This is a genomic window from Morganella morganii, from assembly GCF_041099235.1.
In the GTDB taxonomy this organism is placed as follows: Bacteria; Pseudomonadota; Gammaproteobacteria; order Enterobacterales; family Enterobacteriaceae; genus Morganella; species Morganella morganii_E.
The window spans coordinates 66,710-90,448 of sequence record NZ_JBFZSO010000002.1 but is presented as its reverse complement, the minus strand read 5'-3'; the positions used below and the strand labels follow the sequence as shown (position 1 = coordinate 90,448).

General features: G+C 52.0%; 11 protein-coding genes. 5 read left to right on the top strand and 6 right to left on the bottom strand.

All coding sequences use genetic code 11. From position 1 onward, the window contains the following. Window positions 1-26: 26 nt before the first annotated feature. The 6 genes from AB7038_RS03785 to narX all read right to left on the bottom strand — a co-directional run bounded on the left by AB7038_RS03785 (window position 27) and on the right by narX (window position 14,700). A complete protein-coding gene (locus AB7038_RS03785; protein WP_369452784.1) occupies window positions 27-9,659 on the bottom strand; it encodes an Ig-like domain-containing protein in 9,633 nt (3,210 codons plus the stop codon). Window positions 9,660-9,833: 174 nt separating this feature from the next. After that, window positions 9,834-10,307: a hypothetical protein gene (locus AB7038_RS03780; RefSeq protein ID WP_225914259.1), complete on the bottom strand. Its 474-nt coding sequence runs from the start codon at window positions 10,305-10,307 to the stop codon at window positions 9,834-9,836. A 193-nt stretch (window positions 10,308-10,500) separates the two neighbouring features. Beyond that, window positions 10,501-10,707, bottom strand: coding sequence for a helix-turn-helix domain-containing protein (locus tag AB7038_RS03775; protein WP_051456253.1), 207 nt, complete (start codon window positions 10,705-10,707; stop codon window positions 10,501-10,503). Between the two features lie 773 nt (window positions 10,708-11,480). Beyond that, window positions 11,481-12,218 carry a glycerophosphoryl diester phosphodiesterase gene (locus tag AB7038_RS03770; protein WP_369452783.1) on the bottom strand — a complete coding sequence of 246 codons (738 nt, stop codon included), beginning with the start codon at window positions 12,216-12,218 and terminating at the stop codon, window positions 11,481-11,483. Window positions 12,219-12,252: 34 nt separating this feature from the next. Beyond that, the gene (gene narL, locus AB7038_RS03765) at window positions 12,253-12,954 is read right to left on the bottom strand and encodes a two-component system response regulator NarL (protein WP_369452782.1); all 702 of its coding nucleotides are present in this window, start codon (window positions 12,952-12,954) and stop codon (window positions 12,253-12,255) included. Between the two features lie 3 nt (window positions 12,955-12,957). After that, complete coding sequence (narX, locus tag AB7038_RS03760) at window positions 12,958-14,700, bottom strand: nitrate/nitrite two-component system sensor histidine kinase NarX (RefSeq protein ID WP_368889827.1); 1,743 nt, start codon at window positions 14,698-14,700, stop codon at window positions 12,958-12,960. A gap of 298 nt (window positions 14,701-14,998) precedes the next feature. Here narX and AB7038_RS03755 point away from each other — a divergent pair, with 298 nt between their 5' ends. From AB7038_RS03755 to narI, 5 genes are all read left to right on the top strand, one after another. Continuing rightward, window positions 14,999-16,381, top strand: a complete 1,383-nt coding sequence (locus tag AB7038_RS03755) for a NarK family nitrate/nitrite MFS transporter (protein ID WP_036408230.1) — start codon at window positions 14,999-15,001, stop codon at window positions 16,379-16,381. A gap of 61 nt (window positions 16,382-16,442) precedes the next feature. Next, on the top strand, window positions 16,443-20,204 hold the full coding sequence (locus AB7038_RS03750; RefSeq protein ID WP_369452781.1) for a nitrate reductase subunit alpha: 3,762 nt from the start codon (window positions 16,443-16,445) through the stop codon (window positions 20,202-20,204). Continuing rightward, on the top strand, window positions 20,204-21,760 hold the full coding sequence (narH, locus tag AB7038_RS03745) for a nitrate reductase subunit beta (protein WP_368889824.1): 1,557 nt from the start codon (window positions 20,204-20,206) through the stop codon (window positions 21,758-21,760). The genes AB7038_RS03750 and narH overlap by 1 nt, the downstream gene beginning before the upstream one ends. Next, the gene (gene narJ, locus AB7038_RS03740) at window positions 21,757-22,491 is read left to right on the top strand and encodes a nitrate reductase molybdenum cofactor assembly chaperone (protein WP_072868882.1); all 735 of its coding nucleotides are present in this window, start codon (window positions 21,757-21,759) and stop codon (window positions 22,489-22,491) included. The genes narH and narJ overlap by 4 nt, the downstream gene beginning before the upstream one ends. After that, window positions 22,488-23,165 carry a respiratory nitrate reductase subunit gamma gene (gene narI / locus AB7038_RS03735; protein ID WP_072868880.1) on the top strand — a complete coding sequence of 226 codons (678 nt, stop codon included), beginning with the start codon at window positions 22,488-22,490 and terminating at the stop codon, window positions 23,163-23,165. The genes narJ and narI overlap by 4 nt, the downstream gene beginning before the upstream one ends. Window positions 23,166-23,739: the final 574 nt, after the last annotated feature.

Below are 23,739 nucleotides of genomic sequence, written 5' to 3'. Positions count from 1 at the left end.
TATTTTATCATTACCAATCTTCTGCATTACATGGCAGAGGAGTATGTCTGCAACAGTCTCACACTGACCACATTATTGCTATCCACATTAACTTCAAGTACACGCCAGAATTTAGTGCTGGTACCCGAAGCATTCCGCGGAGATTCAACATAAGTATCAGGCGCGGTTCCCGATGCCAGCGTTACACGGTCATTAATATGTACTGATACTTTTGTATCGGTATTATTAAAGTTTGACCAGGTACAACTGTAGCATTCCAGAGCATAGGTATAGGTGCCCGGCTTAAACTTCTCGATGGTAATCGTTTCAAGACCCGGAGCGGATGTGTTATCCCTGTCGAGATGTACTCCGTCATAATCTTTCTTACCACGGTAAACCACCGTTCCGTCAGGCACTTTAATATAGGCATCCGGATCCTTCGGATTATTTTCCAGCCACTGGACAATAATCTTGGCATCATTATTACCTATCTGGATCAGACCGTACTGATAATTAAGGTTGAGACCTGTGCGAATATCAATGAAATCATCATAGGTTCTGAAGCCATCTTTTGTAATAACAATCGCATACCGTCCTGCCACCAGTTCAACCTCAATCCTGCCGTCGGATGGTGTCAGCCTATCAACCAGTTTTTCACCTTTATTCTCGGAATAGATTTCAATTCTCGCTCCCGGAATAACAACGGTGCCTGTTTTACCGGCATCCACAACGGTGATTGTACTCTTGAACAACTCTTCAAAAGACACCGTCAGATTCGCATTAACCTTGTTCTGTCCGTCCATTTTGGCCGAAACAACAATGTCATACGTTGGTGTCACCGAACTCGTCAGTGTGGCTTCAACCGTTCCGTCAACACCCGTCTTCGGCGCAGCCGCTGTCAGTGTTGTGGTTGTTGGTGCACTGCCTTCCCAGGTGAGCGCGACATCCCTTACCGGGTTATCGTTCCCGTCAAGTACCGTGGCAACAAATATAAAGGTATTTGTCCCGTTGGCCACTTTACGGGTGACTTCCCCTTTCAGATTGACCGATGCAATGTGCGCCGTTGCGAGATCCGCTGTGAAGCTGACGGTTTTATCAGCCGCAGTCTGTGCGGTCTCAAGGTACTGAGCACTGACACTGATATCATAAGCCGCTTTGGTGGTCGACTTCAGCGTGATAACCGCTTTACCGGTCGCATCCGTTTTACTGGTTGCCGCTGACAGGATGACATTACTGCCTTTATCCTGTGTCCATTTCACATCCAGATCCGCCTGTGTGACCGGGTTGTTATTGGCATCCACCAGCTGTGCGGTATAGGTAAAGATGTTGGTGCCGTTTGCCACTTTCTCAATCAGATCACCATCCAGCGTTACCTCACCGATGTGCGCCGATGCCAGGTCATAAGTAAAGCTGACCGTCTTATTGGCTGCCACTTCAGCAGTCGAAGCGTACTGAGCCTTCACAGTGATATCTTTAACCGCTTTGGTCGTCGATTTCAGCGTGATAACGGCCCGGCCCTCTGCATCCGTTTTACTGGTTGTCGCTGACAGTACAACATCCGTACCTTTATCCTGCGTCCATTTCACATCCAGATTCGCCTGGCGGATCGGGTTGCCGCGGCTGTCCGTTAACTGCGCGGTATAGGTAAAGTTGTTGGTGCCGTTTGCCACTTTCTCAACCAGATCACCATCCAGGGTCACTGTGCTGACATGCGCTGACGTCAGGTCATGGATAAAGCTGACTGTCTTATCGGCTGCCACAACCGGTGTGCTTTCGTACTGTGCACTCACCGTAATGGTATCGACCGCTGTTGTGGTGGAAACCAGGGTGATGGTTGCCCGGCCATCAGCATCCGTTTTACTGGTTGCTGCTGACAACGCGACATCGTTACCTTTATCCTGCGTCCATTTCACCACCAGATCCGCTTTGCGTACCGGGTTGTTGTTATCATCCACCACCTGAGCGGTGTAGGTGAAGTTGTTCGCGCCATCGGCCACCTTCTGTACCACGTCACCGGTCAGTATCACGGTACCGACTTTGGCTGACGCCAGGTCATAGATAAAGCTGACCGTTTTGTCTGCCGCTACTTCGGTGGTATCCAGATACTGAGCCTTCACGGTGATGGTATCCACCGCTTTTTTGGTCGATTTCAGGGTGACTATCGCCCGACCGTCAGCATCCGTTTTCGTGGTTGCCGCTGACAGCGTGACATCACTGCCTTTGTCCTGCGTCCATTTCACATCCAGATTTGCCTGACGGACAGGGTTACCGTTGCCATCCACCAGTTGTGCGGTGTAGGTAAAGGTATTCACACCATCGGCAATTTTCTCAATCACATCATCTTTCAGTGTCACGGTGCTGACGTGTGCGGATGTCAGGTTATAGATAAAGCTGACGGCTTTATTCGCTGCCACTTTCGTGGTGCTTTCATACTGCGCACTCACCGTAATGGTATCCACCGCTTTTGTGGTGGAGGTCAGGGTAATGGTCGCTTTACCGGTTGCATCCGTTTTGCTGGTTACATCGGACAGCGTAACATCCGTACCTTTATCCTGCGTCCATTTCACATCCAGATCTGCTTTACGGATCGGGTTGTTATTTACGTCCACCAGTTGTGCGGTGTAAGTAAAGTAACTCACGCCATCCGCGATTTTTTCTGTCACTGTACCGCCCAGCGTGACCGTACTGACATGCGCTGACGCCAGGTCATAGATAAAGCTGACCGTCTTATCAGCTGCCACAACCGGCGTGCTTTCGTACTGCGCACTCACGGTGATGGTATCAACAGCTTTTTTGGTGGAGGTCAGAGTGATAACAGCCTTACCGTCCGCATCCGTTTTACTGGTTGTAGCCGACAGTGCAACATCATTGCCCTTATCCTGCGTCCATTTCACCACCAGATCCGCCTGACGGATCGGGTTACCGTTGTTATCAACTAACTGCGCCGTGAAGGTATAGTTATTTGCCCCGTCAGCAATTTTCTGCACCACATCACCAGTCAGTTTCACCGTACCGACTTTGGCTGACGCCATGTTATAGATAAAGCTGACAGTTTTATCCGCCGCAACTTCGGTGGTTTCCTTGTACTGCGCTTTCACCGTGATGGTATCCACCGCTTTGGTGGTTGATTTCAGGGTGACAGTCGCCTGACCGTTGGCATCCGTTTTCGTGGTTGCCGCTGACAGCGTGACATCACTGCCTTTGTCCTGCGTCCATTTCACATCCAGATTTGCCTGACGGACAGGGTTACCGTTGCCGTCCACCAGTTGTGCGGTATAGGTAAAGGTATTCACACCATCGGCAATTTTCTCCGTCACATCATCTTTCAGTGTCACAGTACTGACGTGTGCGGATGCCAGGTTATAGATAAAGCTGACCATCTTATCCGCCGCCACTTTGGCGGTGCTTTCATACTGCGCACTCACGGTGATGGTATCCACCGCTTTTGTGGTGGAGGTCAGTATGATGGTTGCTTTACCGTCCGCATTGGTTTTACTGGTCTCAGCAGACAACACAACATCGTTGCCCTTATCCTGCGTCCATTTCACCACCAGATCCGCCTGACGGATCGGGTTACCGTTGGTATCGACCAGTTGCGCGGTATAGGTGAAGTTATTCACACCGTCCGCCACTTTCTGTACCACATCACCGGTCAGTTGCACGGTACCGACTTTGGCTGAACTCATCTCATAGATAAAGCTGATCAGCTTATTGGCATCCACTTTGGCCGTACCGGCATACTGCGCACTGACGAGAACATCATCCACCGCTTTTTTGGTGGAGGTCAGGGTGATAGTTGCTTTACCGGTGGCATCCGTTTTACTGCTTGTCGCTGACAGCACGACTGCATTACCTTTGTCCTGCGTCCAGTTCACCACCAGATCAGCCTGACGGACCGGGTTACCGTTGCCGTCAACCAGTTGCGCGGTATAGGTGAAGTTATTCACACCGTCCGCCACTTTCTGTACCACATCACCGGTCAGTTGCACGGCACCGACTTTGGCTGAGGTCAGTTCAAAGATAAAGCTGACCGCTTTATTCGCTGCCACTTTGGCAGTGTCTTCATACTGTGCACTCACTGTAACGTTATCAACCGCAGTTGTGGTGGATGTCAGTGTAACAGTGGCTTTACCGGTGGCATCCGTTTTACTGCTTGTCGCTGACAGCACGACTGCATTGCCTTTGTCCTGCGTCCAGTTCACCACCAGATCGGCCTGACGGATCGGGTTACCGTTACCGTCCACCAACTGTGCGGTGTAGGTGAAAGCATTGACGCCGTCTGCCACTTTCTGCACCACATCGCCGTCCAGGGTCACGGTACCGACTTTGGCTGAGGTCAGTTCATAGGTAAAGCTGACATTTCTGTCCGCCGCCACAGTGGCCGTACTTTCGTACTGCCCGCTGACGGTGACATTATCCACCGCAGTGGTTGTCGATTTCAGCGTGATAGTGGCTGTACCATCGGCACGGGTTTTACTGGTTGTGGCTGACAGAACAACATCGTTACCTTTGTTCTGCGTCCAGTTCACCACCAGATCCGCTTTACGGACCGGGTTACCATTACCGTCCACAACCTGTGCGGTATAGGTAAAGAAGCTGGTACCATCCGCGATTTTCTGCGTGACAGTGCCGTCCAGGGTCACGGTACCGACTTTGGCTGAGCTTAGTTCATAGATGAAGCTGACCGTCTTATCTGCAGCAACTTCAGCGGTTTCTTTGTACTGAGCTTTCACCGTGACGTTATCGACAGCTTTTTTGGTGGATTTCAGGGTGATAGTCGCTTTACCATCGGCATTGGTCTGACTGGTTGCCGAAGACAGCACAACATCATTACCTTTGTCCTGCGTCCATTTCACATCCAGACCGGCCTGACGGACCGGGTTACCGTTGCCGTCCGCCAGTTGCGCGGTATAAGTGAAGGTATTCACACCATCCGCCACTTTTTCAATAACAGCGTCGTCAAGGGTCACAGTACTGACTTTGGCCAGATTAACGTTATAGATAAAGCTGACCGTTTTATCCGCTGCCGCTTTGGCGGTACTTTCGTACTGCCCGCTGACACGGACATCATCCACCGCTTTTGTGGTCGACGTCAGTGTGATAGTGGCCTGACCGTCCGTGTTGGTTTTACTGCTGACAGCAGACAACGTCACATCATTGCCTTTATCCTGCGTCCACTTAATATCCAGACCGGCCTGACGGATCGGGTTACCGTTGCCGTCCACCAGTTGTGCGGTGTAGGTAAAGGCGTTAACGCCATCAGCAACTTTTTCCGTCACATCACCGTTGAGGGTAACTGTACCGACTTTGGCGGAGGTCAGTTCAAAGATAAAGCTGATCAGTTTATTCGCATCTGCTTTAGCGGTACTTGCGTACTGCGCACTGACGCGGACATCATCCACCGCTTTTTTGGTGGAGGTCAGGGTGATCGTGGCTTTACCGGTGGCATCCGTTTTACTGGTTGTGGCTGACAGAGCAACATCCGTCCCTTTATCCTGGCTCCAGTTCACCACCAGATCGGCCTGACGAACCGGGTTACCGTTGCCGTCCACCAGTTGCGCGGTATAGGTAAAGAAGCTGACACCATCCGCCACTTTCTGTACCACATCGCCGTCCAGTTTCACGGTACCGACTTTGGCTGACGCAATGTTATAGATAAAGCTGACGGTTTTATCCGCCGGCACGACTGCGGTTTCCTGGTACTGCGCACTGACACGGACATCATCCACTGCTGTGGTGGTCGAAATCAGCGTGATAGTCGCTTTACCATCGGCATCGGTTTTACTGACAACGGAGGACAGTTTCACCGCCGCACCTTTATCCTGGGTCCATTTCACATCCAGGTTTGCTTTGCGGACAGGGTTACCATTGCTGTCCACCAGCTGTGCGGTATAGGTAAAGCTGCTGGTGCCGTCTGCCACTTTCTCCGTGACAGCGCCATTCAGCTCCACTGTGCCGACTTTGGCCATATTAATGTTGAAGATAAAGCTGACAGTTTTGTTTGCCGGTACCACAGCAGTTTCTGCGTACTGTGCACTGACACGGATATTCTCCGCTGCTTTTTTGGTCGAGGTCAGAGTAATAACGGCTTTACCGTCCGCATCCGTTTTACTGGTTGCGGCTGACAGCACCACATCACTGCCTTTGTCCTGCGTCCATTTCACATCCAGATCCGCCTGACGGATCGGGTTGTTGTTCTCATCCACCAGTTGTGCCGTGTAGGTAAAGCTGCTGAGGCCATCGGCGACTTTTTCAGTCACACTGCCGTTCAGTTCCACCTTGCTGACTCTGGCTGAGGCAACGTTATAAATAAAGCTGACGGCTTTATCCGCCTGAATAACCGGCGTACCGGCATACTGCGCACTGACGCGGATGTTATCTGCCACTTTGGTGGTGGAGATCAGTGTGATAGTCGCCACACCGTCTGCGTTGGTTTTACTGGTTTCCGCTGACAGCACCACATCGCTGCCTTTGTTCTGCGTCCACTTCACATCCAGATCCGCCTGACGGATCGGGTTACCGTTACCATCCACCAGCTGCGCGGTATAGGTAAAGCTGCTGAGACCATCAGCCACTTTCTGAGTGACATCGCCGTTCAGCGTGACTTTACTGACCTTCGCGGTGTCGATGTTATAGATAAAGTTAACACTCTTATCCGCATCCACACTTACCCCGCCGTCCAGCGCCGCGCTGACAAGAACGTTGTCCATCGCTTTATTGGTACCGGCTAAGGTAATGGTGATTTTACCTTCCGCATTGGTGGTGCCTGTTACCAGTACAACTGCTGCCGGATTATCTGCGGATGCAGTAACCGGAACACCCTGGATCGGGTTACCATTGTTATCCTGAACCAGGACGGTATAGGTAAAGTTATCTGTACCGTTGGCAACTTTGGTTGTCTGATCACCGTTTAACAGCACACTGCGGACAGCCATCGAGCTGTTATCCGGTGTGATACGGACAACGGTGGTTTTACCGGCTGCGTCTGTGGCGTTGATCGCACGGACAGTCGCATCACCCACACGGGTACCGGTCAGTGTAAAGGTTGCCTCACCGTTACTGCCGGTAACGACGTTCTGATCACTCAGCTGGCCGAGTGTGGTTGTCAGGTTAACGGTATTACCCGGGATCACGTTATTAAAGGCATCTTTCACCGTTACAGTCAGCATCGCCTGCTCAGTGCCATCAGCAATAATGGCTTTCTTATCACTGATAAGGGACGTGATGGTTGCAGTGGACAGATCCGGAACAAAGGTCAGAGCCTCAGTTTCACGGCTGTCATTGATACTGAAGGTATAGTTATCCTGACCCGCTTTGGTATTCGTGATATTCACCCGCAACTGACCATTGCTGTCAGTCAGGCCACCGGCAGGCTGTGTCAGATAACCGGCAGTTCCCGGTACTTTGATTGTCACCGGTGCACCGGCGATCGGGTTGTTGCGGTTATCAGTGACGGTTACCAGCACGCTGTTTTTCGCTTTGCCGTCTGCCACCGAGTTATTCTGAGTTACCACAACACTCTGGATCTTCGCAGTACTGATATCCGCGATAAACTGTGCGGTCACACTCTTCGACGTACCCGTTCCCTCTACAACCAGTTTGGAATCCCCGGCCGTCTCACTGCTGAACCGGATAGTGACCTGACCATTGCTGTCAGTCTGCTGGTTAGGATCAGCGACGGTTGCCCCGTTATCTGCTCTGGACGTTAACGGGAAGTTTTCCACCAGGTTATCGAACTGGTCAGTCACCGTTGCCACAGCGATGTTTTTCGCCTGGCCGTCAGCCACTGCTTTGTTATTGGTTAATTCGAGAGTTTTGATTTTTGCTGTATTGATATCAGCGATATAAGTGATTGCTTCGGTACGGCTGTTACCGTTACGCATCTTGGCTTTCAGCAATCCTTTACCGGCGGATTTACTGATAATTTTCACGGTCGCCGTGCCGTCAGGCCCGGAGATCACGGTCAGTGTCTGGCCGCTGTTACCGTCTGCATCATAAATGGTCACGCCTTCCGGATTTTTCAGGCCGGAAACGCTGAAAGTCACTGCTTTATTCGGCAGCACTTCGCCCTTGTCATTCTGTAACAGCGCCACAGCGGTAAACTGGTCGCTGTTGTTGGCGATTAAAGACTGGTTCGGCGTGACGGTCAGTTTGGTGATGGTTTCCACAGACGGAATAACATTCACCCACATTTCTGCGGTGTTGGACGGGTTACCCTCGTTATCTTCACCAACAGCTGTCACACGGTAGCCCTGCGGCCCGCCGTTACGATCCATAAAAATATATTCCGGCAGCGTAATATCTGCCGTGGTCAGCCCGGTCTGTTTGATCTCACCGCCGTTTGCCAGCAGTTCAGGTGCTGACCAGCGCAGTGATTTCAGGCCGTATTTGGCTTTCAGCACACTGACCGTCACCGGCAGTGTCTGTGCCGCTTCACCGTTGAGTGCCGGCGGCAGAGCAATCCGCAGCAGTTCCTGCTTACGGTACTGCATTACAATGTTGTAGTTTCTGTCGACGAAGTCGTAACGGTTACCCGCCAGGTTACGCATCAGATCAACATTGTCGGTATCCAGCTGCTGTGACAGCGGCACGCCGAAACGGTAGGAAAGCTCCATACCAATCTGGCTGTCGTTGGAATCACCGCGGGATGTCTGACCTTTGAAGGTGATCAGCGGGAACGGGGTGTAACTGAGCCCGATGGTGGAGACCGACGGGTTACTTTTCAGTTCACCGGAAGAGGTGGTACTGGCCAGGCTGACACCATCGCCGAAGTACTGTTCATATTTTGCAAATGCGCCTAACTGCGGATAATCAGGCAGATAGCCCTCCGCACGGATATCAAACCCGTTAGCCGGGCGTTCGTCGTAATCGCGCATTTCATGCAGTTTTGACTGGTGCCAGTCTGTTACCCTGAAATAGCCGTTGGCCGCAAGTTTCAGGTAATTGGCCCATAACTCACCGCCGACACCAACCCGCGAGTTACTGCCGGTGATATCGTAGTCATAAAAGCTGTTCACACCCCACATCCAGCCGTCTTCATACTGACGATAACCCAGACCGAGGTTGGTGGTGGTACGTTCTTCATTAGCGCGAAGCCCGACCTGTGAAAACAGGAGGCTGTTCGGGTTATCGATTAACGGTATCAGTACGTCCGCATCGCCGGTTTTATTGCTGCCAAACTGAATGCGGGCATGGCCCACCTGGTTCAGCCAGTCATTCACCTGCTGGTTAAGCAGGTTTTCACCGATACCGCGCACATAGCCGAGGGATGCATTCACCGCATCCTCACTGGAGAGGATCTGCCCGGCCTGTGAGGCGTTACCCGCCAGGCGGGCTTCATTCTGTGCCGCTTCATCTTCCGGAGAAATATCCGGCAGACCGAGGGTCGGCAACGCACTGAAGATATCATCGGATCGCACGGTGTTATCACGCGGTGCAGGATTCGCCGGATCCGGCAGCGTGCTGACACTCATCGGGAACGGCATGCCGTTCTGTCCGGAGATAAAGCCACTGTCTGAACCGGCCGGCATCACGCCGTATTCACTGCCGGACGGCATTTCAACGGTAAATCCCTCACCGCTCAGAGTGCTGCCGGAAGCGGTTTTTCCGCCCTGTGGTTTCGGAGGCGGAGCCGGGGATGTATCCATCAATGCATTAAGTCCGTCAAATGTTTCTGACATGATTAATTCATTGTCATGTTCTGCCGCGTAGGCAACAGATAATGTTGCCGTCGACACCGGAAAAAATAACTGCAAAAAGAGCAACAGATAGGCTGTTACCCTCTTTGTTTTTGAGTAATACGAAGTCACAGGCATGAATACATCCCCGAAATAAGATTAAAAATCCAAAAAAAATTAAATATCAGAAAGTGCTTTTATTTTATCCTTCACACCGATGAAACCTGCGTACTGAACTTTGGTACATAAGGTGTCCAGTTTTTTATTCAGTGTCATGGATAACACTTCACGGGAGTCTTTATCCATGATCTCTTTATTGACGTTTAAGAAGGTATAGTTCTGATTAATACGTCCGTAGCTTGATGAAAAATCATTAAACTCAGCCTGGTTTACGCCTTTAAGGAAATTAAATCCGTCTACGCAGGCATTATTGGTGGATGCAATAACAATACCCTGCGATGCCACCTGTTTACTTCCCACATACGCCTGTGCCGCGTTATTACCGGTTACATTCGGTGTGGCAGAACGGGTTTGCTGTTTTACCGGCGGGTTTTTAACTGCTGCCGTATTTTTCTTTGCCGGTGATGTTGAGCAGGCAGAAATAACCAGAGAAAGCCCGGCTACAACAAGTGCTTTTTTGTTAATCATCATTTTCATTTATTCCTATTTATAAAATTAACTCTTACAGAGAGAAATTACAGGTTTAATAAAAACACCTGTCTGCTGATGATATGAAGTTAATGCAACATATTATTAACAGCATTCAGATGTCATCAGACAGAAAAAGGTTGGTGATATTAAATACACGCGTAAAGGGAGAGTCATAACAGTTGGATAGTCAGCATTACGGGTTATCAGTGTCATCTGTATCTTCCGGTCCGGAAATAACAGACTGATAATGGGTGCTGATAATGGAGAAAAGTTCGCTGATCTCACGCTCCGTCATTCCCAGCGCCGCACAATACCTGAGCATGACATCCGGACTGAGCACCGACAGCCCGCGTTCATAGCGGGATATCTGCTGCTGACTGATATTCAGTTTCTCAGCCACTTCCGAACCTGTTAATCCCTGACTTTTTCGCCTTCTTTTTAAGAAAAAACCAACTTCTTTCAATAGAGATATATTATTATCACACATAGCAAAACCTGATTTACCCGGGATATTTAACTCCTTTTAGGTTTATCCGGAATAATTAACGATAGTAATAAACATAAAAACCCCGTTATTACGCACTATATCCACCGGAGAATCAGACCGGAAAGGTAACGATCCCTGTTAATTACTGCATCCTTTATCGGAAAAGAAGCCAGCCACTGCCTTTTATTTTCAGTTGATATTATTCAGCTAAATACAAATTAAGTGAGTTTAATCCCGGTTATTCAGCAGCAATAAAATCACTGATAACAAAATAATACCGATAAATCATCACTATCAGATCGGGTAAAGAATAAGTGAATCCGGAGCAGTCATGCAAATAATCATTCCTCTTTCGTTGCCTTAAGAACAATTGGTAAAATCTATCTGTGAGTAACCACAAATAGTAATAAAAGACAAAATAGTTATGTAATTTCAGGTTATTATATAAAAACAAACAGGATGGGTAATGATGGCGTGAGAAAAAGGATATTTGAGATAACTCCCCGTATGATTAAACCTGTATCACTTTGTTACAGTTTTTATCCTCTTTTTGTTCATCTGATAATAATAAAAAGAATTTTATTATGATTTATTAAATATAACTCCGATAACTTGTATTTTCGCCTGCCAAAATAAAAACACCGGCCTGTCAGAAGAGGCCGGTGTAATACAGATGCAATATAGCATTAAGAAAAACGATTTTCGTCCCTGTATATTGCAGGGTTATCCGTTATCAGCATCCCCACTCCCCAGTCAGCAAAATGCGCAACCAGTTCCGGATAATTCGGTGTATAGCAAAAGACCTGATAACCGGCCTTTCTCAGCGATTTCGCCGTCTCTTCCCGCAGGAACAACCAGTCGCAATGCACACTGAATGCGTCAATCTCCTGAAGCAGTGCCAGAGGCTGCGGCGGAATTTTTTCCCAGAGTTGTCCGCGCCGGATATGCGGCATCCGTTTGTGCATATGGCGCAGCGTGCGGGTGTCAAAGCCGGAAAACAGAATACGGTCTGCCGGGAAATTCTGCATCTCAAGCACTGCTGCGGTGGCTTCACACAGCTGAGCTATCGCGTGGTCGCTGTCTGTCAGCTCTGTTTTCAGTTCCAGGTTCAGATACAGTCCGGATTCTTCCGCCAGCGCCAGCAGGTCGGTCAGCAGCGGAATTTTTTCCCCCCGGTATACCTCCCCCGCCCATAACCCGGCATCCAGTGCCCGCAGTTCGCGTAAGGTCAGATCCGTCACTTTCCCGCTGCCGTTAGTGGTGCGGTTCACGGTTTCGTCGTGGATCAGCACCGGTACACCGTCGGCGCTGAGCTGAACATCGGTTTCAATCCACAGACAGCCGAACTCCGCAGCCTGCCGGAATGCTGCCATGGTATTTTCCGGTGCACGGGCGGCAAAGCCGCGGTGTGCTGCAATAATCATAATCTGTTCCTTTATATAGAGAAGGACACCGGTACTATTTGTTCTGCAACACCCATACCGCTGCTTCCACCCGTGATTTTACCTTCATCTTTTTCATCAGGTTTTTCACATGCACTTTTACCGTGCTTTCAGTGATGTCCAGTTTACGGGCGATCATTTTATTCGGCTGCCCCTGAGCAATCAGTTTCAGTATATCGCGCTCACGCGGGGTAAGGCTGTTGATATCCGGTTCATCATCACTGCGCACCTCACGCAGCGCCCCTGCCAGCACTTCGGTCAGTGCCGGGGAGACCACCATTTTGCCGGCTGCCGCCTGACGCAGTGCCACCAGCAGCTCTTCCGGCTCCATATCCTTGAGCAGATAGCCGTCCGCTCCCCGGCGCAGTGCCGTAATCAGGTCTTCCCGGTAGTTGGATACACTGAACACCACCACCCGGCCGGAGAGCGGTTTGCGCCGCAGAATATCCAGGGTTTCAAAACCGTTCATTTCCGGCATATTCAGATCCAGCAGAATCAGATCCGGATCGAGTGATTCCGCCAGCGCAATGCCGTCGCGGCCATTCCCGGCTTCACCAGCCACGGTCAGTGTCGGCTCCATGCTGATTAATTGCCTGACACCGTTACGCAGCATCGGGTGATCGTCAATCAGCAGGATCGTGGCGGGAGAGGCCGGGTCAGCGGCTTCATCCGGATCACTGAGTATAATCTCTCCGACCGAAAGTATTCTGTTCGTCATTGTTTACCTTGCTCCTGAATCGTCTTCATTTATTCTTATAGTTGTATTGGCGGGAAAGCTGATCAGCACCTGAGTGCCGCCCTGTTCCCGTGTGGTTATCCGGCAGGTTCCGTGCAGTGTGGCTGCCCGTTCCCGCATGATGGATAACCCGTAATGGTTATTTTTTTCCGGATGTTCCGGGATACCTTCCCCGTTATCTTCCACGCTGATATAAATCATCTGATCTTCTGACCGGCATATCACCTGCGCCCTTGACGCATTAGCATGCTGGAGAATGTTGCTCAGCGCCTCGCGGACAATCTGCACCACATGAATGGTCTGGTGCGCGGAGACCTGGCGCCCGGAGAGCTGAAAATCAAAACCGATGCGGTACCCCATCCGCTGCTCAAACTCCTCCAGCGTGCTCTGTAACGCTGCAAGCAGCCCGGGCTCAGTCAGTTTCAGGCGGAAAGTGGTCAGAAGCTCACGCAGCTGATGATAAGCACCGTTCACTTCCTGGCGCATTTCGGTCAGCAGTGTCTGACAATTTTCCGGGATCTGCGCGGAATGCATCTGTAAATAGCTTATCTGAATTTTCAGGCAGGATAACGACTGCGCAATAGAATCGTGAAGTTCGCGGGCAATCACTGAGCGCTCATCCATCAGAATCAGCTGTTGCTGCTGCTCATGCTGATAAGCCAGCGCAAAAGCAGAGATAATTTGTTTGCTCAGCATCTGCATCATATTCTGCTGTTCACTGTTCAGCTGCTGCCCGGCCGGTAACAGAAGCGTCAATACCCCGTAACGGTTAATCGGTCCGCTCAGATTCCAGGTCAGCTGTTCCTGTGTCTGTGACGGCACACAGCCGCAGTCACCGATTTCAGTAAAACGGGTGGCGTTATTATCCTCAAAGATCCGCAGGCACAGTGCACCTTCCGGTATGATCTGATGCAGGTCACGCAGAATATCTGTCAGTTGCGTGGTCAGGTCATTGGTATTATTCAGCCGCTGTCCGCTCTTATATAAGAAGGCCAGCATCTGGTTTTTTTCCTGTAAATCCTGTGTTTTGGCCGCCACCCGCGATTCAAGCTCCCCGTAGAGCGCAGACAGTTCCTCTGCCGTGCGGTTGAGGGTATTACCGATCATGGTGATTTCGTCGCGGTGGTCATAATCCGCAAAGCGCGGCTGAAAATTCCCCTGCCCCATTGCATCCGCCTGCGCCAGCAGACGCTGCCACGGATGAAGGATCCGGCGGCGGAAATGCCGCGCCGACAACAGCAGCAGTAAAATCATCAGTGCGATAAAGACCAGCTGAATAGCCGCCACCAGCCGGATGGTGGATTCGGTCTGGTGATCGATAGCCGACACCAGGCTGTCAATCTGACTGACAAACGCGGCCACCAGCGCACGGGCCTCTTCAGGCTGTTTTGCCGCTTCCAGTGCCGGACGCAGCTTTTGCCGCCAGGTCTGTTCCACGGACCGGAACTGCTGCTGTATTTTGGCCGGACTGACTGCTTTCATCCCGGCAAGCAGGGTTAAATCGGATTCAAAATCATTAAGATACTGTTGTGAATGTGTGGTCAGGGGGATTTCAGACAAGAAACGGTAGCTCTGCATCCGCAATGTGCCGGATTTATTAATCGCGTGCGCATTGCCCTGCACACTTTCCGTGATCTGATTGGTCAGCCCCATGCCGATCACCGCAAAGACGGTAAGCAGCACCATAAAACCGGTGATTTGGGTAAGAATGGATGTGTGTTTCAGCATGCACTGATGCTCCTCTGAACTGACCGGTTATTCTCTCTGATTTTCCCGAAAAAACACTTACCACCAAAGTAGTACCCCTTAAAACCTTGAGGAATTAGCCGCTATAACCCACACTAATCATACTGATACTAACCGTTTGATTTTACGTATTTTCATCAGATTAACAACCGTACCCCTAAAGTAGAATGACGGTTTTGCGCTTAAAAATCAATCGGTTCACCCTTTGATTAAGATCAGTATCAGCACCTTATAACCCACGTAAAACGCCCTTAATTTCAGCATAATTTTGAGGTGTATTATGGCTCAGATCTCCGAAGGCAAGGCATCAGCGGGCGTCATTACTGACTGGCGCCCGGAAGATGAAAAATTCTGGGCAGAGAGCGGGCACCGGGTTGCATCACGCAACCTGTGGATCTCCGTTCCCTGCCTGTTACTGGCATTCTGCGTGTGGATGCTGTTCAGTGCCGTTGCCGTCAATCTCCCGAAAGTCGGCTTTAACTTTACCACCGATCAGCTGTTTATGCTGACCGCGCTGCCGTCTGTTTCCGGCGCACTTCTGCGGGTTCCTTACTCCTTTGTGATCCCGATTTTCGGCGGCCGCCGCTGGACTGCATTCAGTACCCTGATCCTGATTGTGCCGTGTGTATGGCTCGGATTCGCGGTGCAGAACCCGTCAACGCCGTATGCGGTGTTTGTGATTATCGCCCTGCTGTGCGGCTTTGCCGGGGCAAACTTTGCCTCCAGTATGGGGAATATCAGCTTTTTCTTCCCGAAAGCAAAACAGGGCGGAGCACTGGGTATCAACGGCGGGCTGGGTAACCTCGGTGTGAGTGTGATGCAGCTGGTCGCGCCGTTTATTGTGACATTTGGTGTGTTCAGCTTTATGGGCGGCACCGGTGTGACCCAGCCGGACGGCTCTGAGCTGTGGTTACAGAATGCCGCGTGGATCTGGGTACCGTTCCTGCTGCTGTTTACCGCTGCCGCCTGGCTGGGGATGAACGACCTTTCTGCCAACAAAGCCTCGTTAAAAGAGCAGTTACCGGTTCTGAAACGCAAACATCTGTGGATCCTGAGCTTCCTCTATCTCTCCACGTTCGGCTCATTTATCGGATTTTCCGCCGGGTTTGCCATGCTGTCGAAAACCCAGTTCCCGGATATCGTTATCCTGAAATTTGCCTTCTTCGGCCCGTTACTGGGTGCACTGGCCCGTCCGCTGGGCGGCTTCCTCTCCGATAAATTCGGCGGCATCCGTGTGACCTTTATTAACTTTGTGGTGATGGCGGTATTCGCATTCCTGCTGTTCTTCACACTGCCGGGCAAAAATGATGCCGGTTCATTTGCCGCTTTCTTCGGCGTCTTTATGGTGCTGTTTTTCACTGCCGGTCTCGGCAGCGGCTCCACTTTTCAGATGATTGCGGTGGTGTTCCGCAAAATCACCACTGAGCGCGTGCTGGCACAGGGCGGTACCGAAAAAGAAGCTCAGCATGAAGCTATCACCGAAAGTGCTGCCGCACTCGGTTTTATCTCTGCCATCGGCGCTATCGGCGGGTTCTTTATCCCGAATGCCTTTGGTATTTCACTGACACTGACCGGCTCGCCTGCCGGTGCAATGAAAGTGTTCGTTGTCTTTTATGTGGTCTGCATTCTGACCACATGGCTGGTATACGGCCGTAAAAAATAATTAATTCAATTCTGATAATCAGAGCAATGTGAGCGCCCGGCGCTTATCGGGGGATTACCGAATGAGCAAGTTTTTAGACAGATTCCGTTATTTTAAGCAGCGCGGGGAAACCTTCTCCGGCGACCACGGACAAGAGCTGAACGTCAACCGCGACTGGGAAGATGGTTACCGCAGCCGCTGGCAGCATGACAAAATTGTCCGTTCCACCCACGGCGTGAACTGTACCGGTTCGTGCAGCTGGAAAATCTACGTGAAAAACGGGCTGGTAACCTGGGAGACGCAGCAGACGGACTACCCGCGTACCCGTCCTGATCTGCCTGACCATGAGCCGCGCGGCTGTCCGCGTGGTGCCAGCTATTCCTGGTATCTGTACAGCGCAAACCGCGTGAAATATCCGATGGTACGCAAACGCCTGATCAAACTATGGCGTGAGGCCAAAGCGCAGCACGCAGATCCGGTCGATGCGTGGGCGTCCATTATTAATGATGAGGCAAAAGCCAAAAGCTACAAACAGGCACGCGGACGCGGCGGGTTTGTCCGCTCCGACTGGCAGGAAGTGAATGAAATGATTGCGGCAGCCAATATTGTGACTGCCAAACAGTTCGGCCCTGACCGTATTATCGGCTTCTCGCCGATCCCGGCGATGTCGATGGTCTCCTATGCCTCCGGTGCCCGTTATTTATCCCTGATCGGCGGTGCCTGCCTGAGTTTCTATGACTGGTACTGCGACTTACCGCCGGCCTCCCCGCAAACCTGGGGTGAGCAGACTGACGTGCCGGAATCCGCAGACTGGTATAACTCCTCTTATCTGATCGCCTGGGGTTCCAACGTCCCGCAGACCCGTACCCCGGACGCGCACTTCTTCACCGAAGTCCGCTATAAAGGCACCAAAACTGTCGCGATCACGCCCGATTATGCTGAAATCGCCAAACTGTGTGACCAGTGGCTGAACCCGAAACAGGGTACAGACAGCGCCGTTGCACTGGCGATGGGTCATGTGATCCTTAATGAGTTCCACGCGAAGCGTCAGGCGGAATACTTCACCAATTATGTCCGCACTTACAGCGACATGCCGATGCTGGTGATGCTGGATCCGCGTGCGGAAGGCGGCTATGTGCCGGGCCGTATGCTGCGGGCATCTGATCTGGTGGATTCTCTCGGCGAGAAAGAAAATGCTGAGTGGAAAACCATCGCCATTGATGAAAACAGTCAGCAACTGGTGGCACCGCAGGGCTCTATCGGGTTCCGCTGGGACAAATCCCGCAAATGGAACCTGGAGCCGCGTGACGGCAAGAGCGGTGATGAGATCACCATGCAGCTGAGCCTGCTGGATAAGCACGATGAAGTTGCGGATGTCGCGTTCCCGTATTTCGGCGGCATTGAAAATGAGTTCTTCGAAGGTGTGGCTCTGGATGAAGTGCTGATGCACAAACTGCCGGTGAAAGTGGTACGTCTGGCAGACGGCAGTGAAATCCGTGTGGCAAGTGTTTTCGATTTAACCCTCGCCAACTACGGTATCGATCGTGGTCTGAACGATGTGAACTGCGCAGCGGATTACAGCGAAATCAAGGCCTATACCCCGGCCTGGGCAGAGAAAGTGACCGGCGTCAGTCAGCATCATATCTCCCGCATTGCCCGTGAGTTTGCCGATAACGCCGAGAAAACCCACGGCCGTTCGATGGTGATTGTCGGTGCCGGTATCAACCACTGGTATCACATGGATATGACCTACCGCGGCATCATCAATATGCTGGTGTTCTGCGGCTGCGTCGGCCAGAGCGGCGGCGGCTGGTCACACTATGTGGGCCAGGAAAAACTGCGTCCGCAGACCGGCTGGTTACCGCTGGCGTTCGGGCTGGACTGGTCACGTCCGCCGCGCCATATGAACAGCACCTCGTTCTTCTATAACCACTCAAGCCAGTGGCGTTATGAAACTGTTCAGCCGCAGGAGCTTCTCTCCCCGCTGGCGGACAAATCCCGCTTCAGCGGCAGCCTGCTGGACTTCAACATCCGCGCTGAGCGCATGGGCTGGCTGCCGTCCGCACCGCAGCTGAACGTGAACCCGCTGACAATCGCTGCCAGAGCAAAAGCCGCCGGTCAGGAGCCGCAGGCTTACACCACAGAAGCGCTGAAGAGTGGTGCGATCCGCTTTGCGGCAGAACAGCCGGATAATCCGCAGAACTTCCCGCGTAACCTGTTTATCTGGCGCTCCAACCTGCTCGGCTCCGCCGGTAAAGGCCATGAATATCTGCTGAAATACCTGCTCGGTACCGAAAACGGTCTGCTGGGTAAAGATCTCGGCGAACAGGGCAGCGTGAAACCGGAAGAAGCAGAATGGGTGGATAATGCGCCGGAAGGGAAAGTGGATCTGGTGGTGACACTGGATTTCCGCATGTCCAGCACCTGTCTGTTCTCGGATATCGTGCTGCCGACTGCCACCTGGTATGAAAAAGATGATATGAACACCTCGGATATGCATCCGTTCATTCATCCGCTGACCGCTGCAGTCGATCCGGCCTGGGAATCCAAAACCGACTGGGAAATCTACAAAGGGATCGCCAAATCCTTCTCTGAACTCTGCCCGGGCCACCTGGGTAAAGAGACCGATATTGTCACGCTGCCAATCCAGCATGACTCCGCTGCCGAAATGGCGCAGCCGTTTGATGTGAAGGACTGGAAAAAAGGTGAATGCGACCTGATCCCGGGGAAAACCGCACCGCACCTGATGGTGGTGGAGCGCGATTATCCGAACACCTACGCCCGCTTTACCTCGCTGGGGCCGCTGATGGATAAACTCGGCAACGGCGGCAAAGGTATCAGCTGGAATACGCAGGAAGAAGTCGATTTCCTGAAAAAACTCAACCGCACCCGTACTGAAGGCGCCGCGGAAGGACGTCCGGCGATTGAAACCGCGATTGATGCGGCAGAAGTCGTGCTGTCACTGGCACCGGAAACCAACGGCCATGTGGCGGTGAAAGCGTGGGATGCGCTCGGTAAAGTGACCGGCCGCGACCATACACATCTTGCTATCCATAAAGAAGATGAAAAAATCCGCTTCCGCGATATCGTGGCACAGCCGCGCAAAATTATCTCCAGCCCGACCTGGTCCGGCCTTGAAGATGAGCATGTCTCTTATAACGCGGGTTACACCAACGTTCACGAGATGATTCCGTGGCGTACCCTGAGCGGCCGTCAGCAGTTGTATCAGGATCATGAATGGATGCGTGCATTCGGTGAGTCTCTGGTGGTGTACCGTCCGCCGGTGGATACCCGTGCGGCACAACCGCTGCTGGGCGCAAAGCCGAACGGCTACCCGGAGAAAGCCCTGAACTTCCTGACTCCGCACCAGAAATGGGGTATTCACTCCACCTACAGCGACAACCAGCTGATGCTGACCCTCGGCCGTGGTGGTCCGGTAGTGTGGCTGAGTGAGGACGATGCCCGTTCACTGGGGATTGAGGATAATGACTGGATCGAAGCTTTCAACAGCAACGGCGCACTGACTGCCCGTGCGATTGTCAGCCAGCGTATCCCGGACGGGATGATCTTTATGTATCACGCCCAGGAGCGTCAGATTAACCTGCCGGGCTCGGAAGTGACCGGTATGCGCGGCGGTATTCATAACTCCGTCACCCGTGTCTGCCCGAAACCAACCCATATGATCGGCGGCTACAGCCACCTGGCGTACAGCTTCAACTATTACGGCACTGTCGGCTCCAACCGCGACGAGTTTGTGGTGGTCCGCAAAATGAAAAATGTGGACTGGCTCGACGGTGAGCAGGATGGTTATCAACAGACCCTGAGCGGGCAGGAGAAAGCATAATGAAGATACGTTCCCAAGTCGGCATGGTATTGAACCTGGATAAATGTATCGGTTGCCATACCTGCTCTGTCACCTGTAAAAACGTCTGGACCAGCCGCGAAGGTGTGGAATACGCGTGGTTCAATAACGTCGAAACCAAACCCGGCCTGGGCTACCCGCATAACTGGGAAGACCAGGAAAAATGGAAAGGCGGCTGGATCAAAAACATCCGCGGCAAACTGGTGCCGCGTATGGGTAACAAAATCGGCCTGCTGTCAAAAATCTTCGCCAACCCCGACCAGCCGGAGCTGGATGATTATTACGAGCCGTTCACTTACGACTATGATCATCTGAAAAATGCCCCGGAAGGCAATCTGCCGACCGCCCGTCCGCGCTCACTGATCACCGGTCAGCGCATGACAAAAATCGAAAACGGCCCGAACTGGGAAGATGACCTCGGCGGTGAATTCAGCCGCCGCAGCGCGGACAAAAACTTCGCCGACATGCAGAAAGAGATGTACGGCCAGTTTGAGCAGACTTTTATGATGTATCTGCCGCGTCTGTGTGAACACTGCCTGAACCCGGCCTGTGTCGCGACCTGTCCGAGCGGTGCGATCTATAAACGTGCGGAAGACGGTATCGTCCTTATCGATCAGGACAAATGCCGCGGCTGGCGTATGTGCCTGACCGGCTGCCCGTACAAAAAAATCTATTTCAACTGGAAGAGCGGCAAATCCGAGAAATGTATTTTCTGCTATCCGCGTATCGAAGCCGGTCAGCCGACCGTCTGTTCGGAAACCTGTGTGGGCCGTATCCGTTACCTCGGTGTGCTGCTCTATGATGCGGATCGCATTGAAGAAGCGGCAAGCACGGATAACGAAAAAGATCTGTATGAGCGTCAGCTCGGGATCTTCCTCGACCCGAACGACCCGGAAGTGATCCGTCAGGCGCAGAAAGACGGCATTCCGCTGAGTGTGATAGACGCGGCACAGAAATCGCCGGTCTACAAAATGGCGATGGAGTGGAAACTTGCTCTGCCGCTGCACCCGGAATACCGCACCCTGCCGATGGTCTGGTATGTGCCGCCTCTGTCACCGATTCAGTCTGTCAGTGATGCGGGTATGCTGCCGCACAGCGGCGTACTGCCGGATGTGGAAAGTCTGCGCATCCCGGTTCAGTACCTCGCCAACCTGCTGACCGCCGGGGATACCGCGCCGGTACTGCGTGCCCTGAAACGGATGCTGGCTATGCGTCACTACAAACGTGCGGAAACCGTGGATAAAACCCGCGATATCAGTGCGCTGGAAGAAGTCGGTCTGACAGAAGCCCAGGCACAGGAAATGTACCGCTATCTGGCTATCGCGAATTATGAGGATCGCTTTGTGATCCCGTCATCACACCGCGAACTGGCCCGTGAGGCATTCCCTGAGCGTAACGGCTGCGGATTCAGCTTCGGTGACGGCTGCCACGGCAGCGATACCAAATTTAATCTGTTTAACAGCCGCCGTATCGATGCCATTGATATCACGCAGAAAACACCGGCAGATACACCAATCTCAGAGAGGCATTCATCATGATCAGCTTAAAAATTATCGGCTGCCTGCTGGATTACCCGAATGAGGAGCTCTGGGCACACCGCGACGAACTGATTGCAGAGATTGAACAGGCGCACGAACTGCGCCTGACTCAGGCTGCCGCACTGATGTACTTCGTCGCTGAACTGACCGCAGAGCCGCTGCTCGACAGCCAGGCACGCTACAGTGAATTGTTTGATCGCGGCAGAGCCACCTCTCTGCTGCTGTTTGAACACGTGTATGGTGAGTCGCGCGATCGCGGCCAGGCGATGGTGTCACTGCTGGAGCAGTATGAGCAGGCCGGGATCACCCTCAGCAGCCGCGAACTGCCGGATTACCTGCCGGTTTATCTGGAATATCTCTCTGTTATGCCTCCGGAACAGGCCTGTCAGGGACTGAAAGATATCGCACCGATCCTCGCCCTGCTCGGTGAGCGGCTGCGTCAGCGCGAAAGTCATTACCATGAACTATTCAGCCTGCTGCTGGCAATGGCGGACAGCGACCTGACACTCAGCTCACTGACCCGTCAGGTGGACGGCGAAGCCCGTGATGACACCCCGGCTGCGCTGGATGCGGTCTGGGAAGAAGAACAGGTGACATTCCTGGCCGATAAAGGCTGTGACAACTCTGTTCTGACACAGCATGAGCGTCGTTTTTCACAGAGTGTCGCCCCGAATTACATTCAGGTGGGTGACGCGCCGGTTCCCCCTGCGGCGAAAGGAGTAACTCCATGAATTTCCTGAATACATTTTTCTTTGATATTTACCCGTATATCGCAGGCGCGGTCTTTATCATCGGCAGCTGGCTGCGTTATGACTACGGACAATACACCTGGCGTGCCGGTTCCAGTCAGATGCTGGATAAAAAAGGGATGCGTCTGGCTTCCAACCTGTTCCACATCGGGATCCTCGGTATTTTCTTCGGGCATTTCGTCGGCATGCTGACCCCGCACTGGATGTATGAACCATTTATCACTGTGGCTCAGAAACAGATGCTGGCGATGGTGGCAGGCGGTGCCTGCGGGGTGATGACCCTGATCGGCGGCGGTCTGCTGCTCAAACGCCGTCTGACCAACCCGCGCGTCCGTGCAACATCATCTGCGGGTGATATCCTGATCATCACCCTGCTGGTGATCCAGGTGATTCTGGGACTGGGCACCATTCCGTTCTCTGCGCAGCACACCGACGGCAGCGAGATGATGAAACTGGTCGGCTGGGCGCAGTCTGTCGTGACATTTCAGGGGGGCGCATCAGAGCATCTGGAAGGGGTTGCCTTTATCTTCCGCATGCACCTGGTGCTGGGTATGACGCTGTTCCTGATCTTCCCGTTCTGCCGTCTGGTGCATATCTGGAGTGCGCCGGTCGAATACATTACGCGCCGCTACCAGTTAGTGCGCAACCGCCATTAATTAATAACAACAGTCTCATCCTTTAAATGCACAGTTTTGGGTGGCTCCGGCCACCCTTTTTTTATCGCAGTGTGATTCTTTCAAAAAAAGTTGAAACAGATAATCGCCTCAGAGGCAAAACAGCCGGTTTATCTGCCGCTGTAACGTGTCACTAACATTTTCGGCACCTTTCATCTGATTTAAAATTACTTATAAATCAATTCAGTAAAACACCACCAGCAGAAACACACTGTTTTATCCCGGTTACGATGCTCACTTCTGCTATTTTTCACTGCTTTTTTGTTATTAAAATGATTTTGTAATCATTAAAAAATAGTTGAATTTAATGTTGACCCACATCACAAAACTGGTATCATACCTCCATCGAAGCAAAACACGCTTACTCAACTAATTCAAAAGCAGGAGTTCATTATGAAAAGTATCAAAACTTTCTTCTCTAATCTGACCCGTGCTGCTGCTATCATTGCAAAATACAGCAAAGCATTCTGATTAAATCAGACAGATTTAAGAAAAGCGCCCTCAGGGCGCTTTTTTATTGCCTGCGATCCAGCTTTCAACAAAAGTTGAAGTGACT